Origin of the sequence: Aminivibrio pyruvatiphilus (assembly GCF_004366815.1) — a bacterium.
Lineage (GTDB): Bacteria > Synergistota > Synergistia > Synergistales > Aminobacteriaceae > Aminivibrio > Aminivibrio pyruvatiphilus.
Window position 1 is genome coordinate 1 of record NZ_SORI01000050.1, and the last position, 2,575, is coordinate 2,575.

2 protein-coding genes and 1 pseudogene are annotated in these 2,575 nt (G+C 59.5%); all 3 read right to left on the reverse strand.

Going from position 1 to position 2,575, the window contains the following annotated elements:
• Window positions 1-113: 113 nt before the first annotated feature.
• Window positions 114-620: an ATP-binding protein gene (locus C8D99_RS15025; RefSeq protein WP_133959315.1), complete on the reverse strand. Its 507-nt coding sequence runs from the start codon at window positions 618-620 to the stop codon at window positions 114-116.
• Window positions 613-2,181 (reverse strand): IS21 family transposase, encoded by a 1,569-nt coding sequence (istA, locus tag C8D99_RS15030; protein ID WP_166670240.1) that lies wholly within the window; start codon window positions 2,179-2,181, stop codon window positions 613-615. The genes C8D99_RS15025 and istA overlap by 8 nt, the downstream gene beginning before the upstream one ends.
• Window positions 2,182-2,364: 183 nt before the next feature.
• Window positions 2,365-2,575: pseudogene (locus tag C8D99_RS15320) on the reverse strand (IS1634 family transposase); the annotation flags it as partial.

A 2,575-nucleotide genomic window follows, 5' to 3' on the forward strand; every position in this document is an offset into this window, starting at 1 on the left:
AAGACCTGAAAAACCTGAAAAAGGGTAAGAAAGAAAGGAAACGGGGAAACGAAAACAGTTCATTTCCCCGTCCGGGGAGTTATCCCTTTACTTGAAGGAAAGAACCTGCGGATTTAGGTCAGGAGGTCAAACTTGACAATCTGCTTTCGCAACCGATTGAAAGCCTCCAGGTCCCTGCGTTTGGCAATCTTCAACTCGTCCAGCAGATCGGGCAGCTGAACGTAGCGGGTGGTCAGCATGTGCCTGCAGGCGGCCTGTCCGAGAGCCTGGGCCAAGAAGGACTTGCCTGCTCCGGTCGGTCCTATGACCAGGACGTTGCGGGCGTGCGGGATATAGTTGCACGAGGCCAGCTCCATGATGAAACCGCGGTCCAGTCTTCGGTCGTCGTCGTACCTGATGTCCTCGACACAGGCGGTTGTGTTCTGGAACCGCGCACGGCTGACCAGGCGCTGGAGTCTGCTGTGCTGTCTCTTGTTGAACTCCCGGTCCACCATCAGCCCGAGACGGTCGTAGAACCCCATCTCCTGGAAGGCGGAGTCGTCGTCCTGCTCCTTCAGCGAGTCGGCCATGCCGGTAAGCTTCATGTACCTGAGCCTGTTCACAGTCTCGTGGTTAAGCATGGCCCCGGCCTCCGAAATAGTCCGCCCCTCGCCGGAACCCGCGCCCGGACGACTTCTTCATTGCCTCCACGGGTACCATTGAGACGTCCTGTTCGGATTCGGTGACATCCAGGTTCTTCTCCAGGATACTCTTGAGCTGGCCGTAGGAAGGAGAAGGCGTCCGGGAGAGAAGTATTCCGCTGGCCCGCTCCAGTCTTCGCGAGCCGAACTTCTCTCCCAGGCTCATCACTCCGAAGCACGAGCGGTAGGCCTGCTGCTCTATCGCTGCACGGTCAAGGATGGCCTCTACGACGCGCCTTGTGCAGTCGCCCGTCTTACCGGCCCAGCCCAGGAAGCGGTCGCGGTTCCAGTCGGCGAAGAAGAGCTTGTCGGGCGGCATGTGCTCGTTCACCGTGGAGTAGCCCTCCTTGCCCCAGAGCCTCCTGTGCGACGCTATCCGCTGATGGTGATAGAATAGCTCCACCGTCTGCCGGGTCGCCCGGACGTCCACCTCCTCTCCCAGGTACTCGAACGGGACGGAGTAGAACTTTCGCTGGTAGGCGACGTGGCAGTTGGGCTGGACCTTGGCCTTCCCCCACTCGGCCGGTTCGTAGGGGGACTGGGGGAGCGGGAGCAGGAAGTCCTTTTCTTCGGCGAGGAAGGACGTCCATCGGCTCTCGCTCTTCCCGGCCAGGGGAGCGGAGTTGACCTGCTCGAGACCCGAACGGACGTGCCGCTGCAGGTCTGCGAAGGACAGTATCTGCACATTGCGCAGCCCTGCAATTATCTTGCGGGACGCAATAAGCACGGCATTCTCGGCAGACGGCTTGTCCTTCGGCTTGCGGACACGGGCCGGCAGTATTACGGTTCCGTAGTGGGCCGCCATCTCCTGGTACGTCCTGTTCAGATCCGGCTCATAGAAGTTGGCTCGCTTCACGCCGCACTTCAGGTTGTCCGGCACAATGGTTTTAGGGACGCCGCCCAGGTACTGAAAGGCGTGGACGTGGCCGGAGATCCAGGAGGGCAGCTTCTCGTCGCGGAACGGCTCGGCGTAGATGATCCGGGTACACGGCAGGACGGCAACGAACAGAGATGCCTCTTCCGGTTTTCCGCTCTCCTCGTCGAAGAAGGCAATCCTGGTCCCGGCCCAGTCGACCTCGAGCGTCAGCGCGGGCTTGTGCTCCAGACGGATGGTAGCCTTGTGCACCTTGGCATGCTTGTGATAGTACCGCCGGAACTGCGTCTCCATGTAGAAGCGCTCGCTATTTCGCCTGCATTCTTCGACGTACTCCTCCCAGAGCAGCTTCAGGGTGACGTGGGGCTTGGCAAGCTCTGAATGGACGTAGTCGAAGTCCGGCATCCTGAAAGAAGCGTCCCGTGACGGAGAGGCTATCTGCGACAACCCCTGCGAAACGGTGATGTCGTCCAGTTTTTCAAGGTCCTCCAGGGTAAGCCACCCCTGGTCCCGGGCTTGCCGGAGGTACAGCGACACCGTGTTCCTTGAAACCTTGTGCATTGCCGCAACTTTGCGCCGGCTCAGGCCGCTGTAGACGGCCCGAACGATGGTGAGAAACTCTGACAACGTAATCCCTCCTGAGATGAATTCTGCCCTGTGGCAGTAATTCGATCTTAAAGGAGTTCGAAGCAGCCGGCTCTGTTCCGGCGCGGCGGGTGGCTCTTCAGGTGCGCGCCATGTGGCTCTCTCAGAGCGCGCCGGTGGATCTTAAGCTCCGCGCGGGTGGCTCAATTTGGGCGCGTTTTGCAGCTCCGAAACAGTATCACCTTTGTACGGCCGGTGCTGCGTGTAGTTCCATTCGGTCTGTACCGTATGACAGTACAGTTCGTACTTGTCGTTGAAGCGGTCGTAGGAGCGGAACTGTCCGTACAGCGGCTCCAGGTTCTGTTGGATAAAGGAGAGGGACATCCTGCCCGCGATGATGAATTTGACATGCTCCTTGAAGAGGGCGTTGATGTTG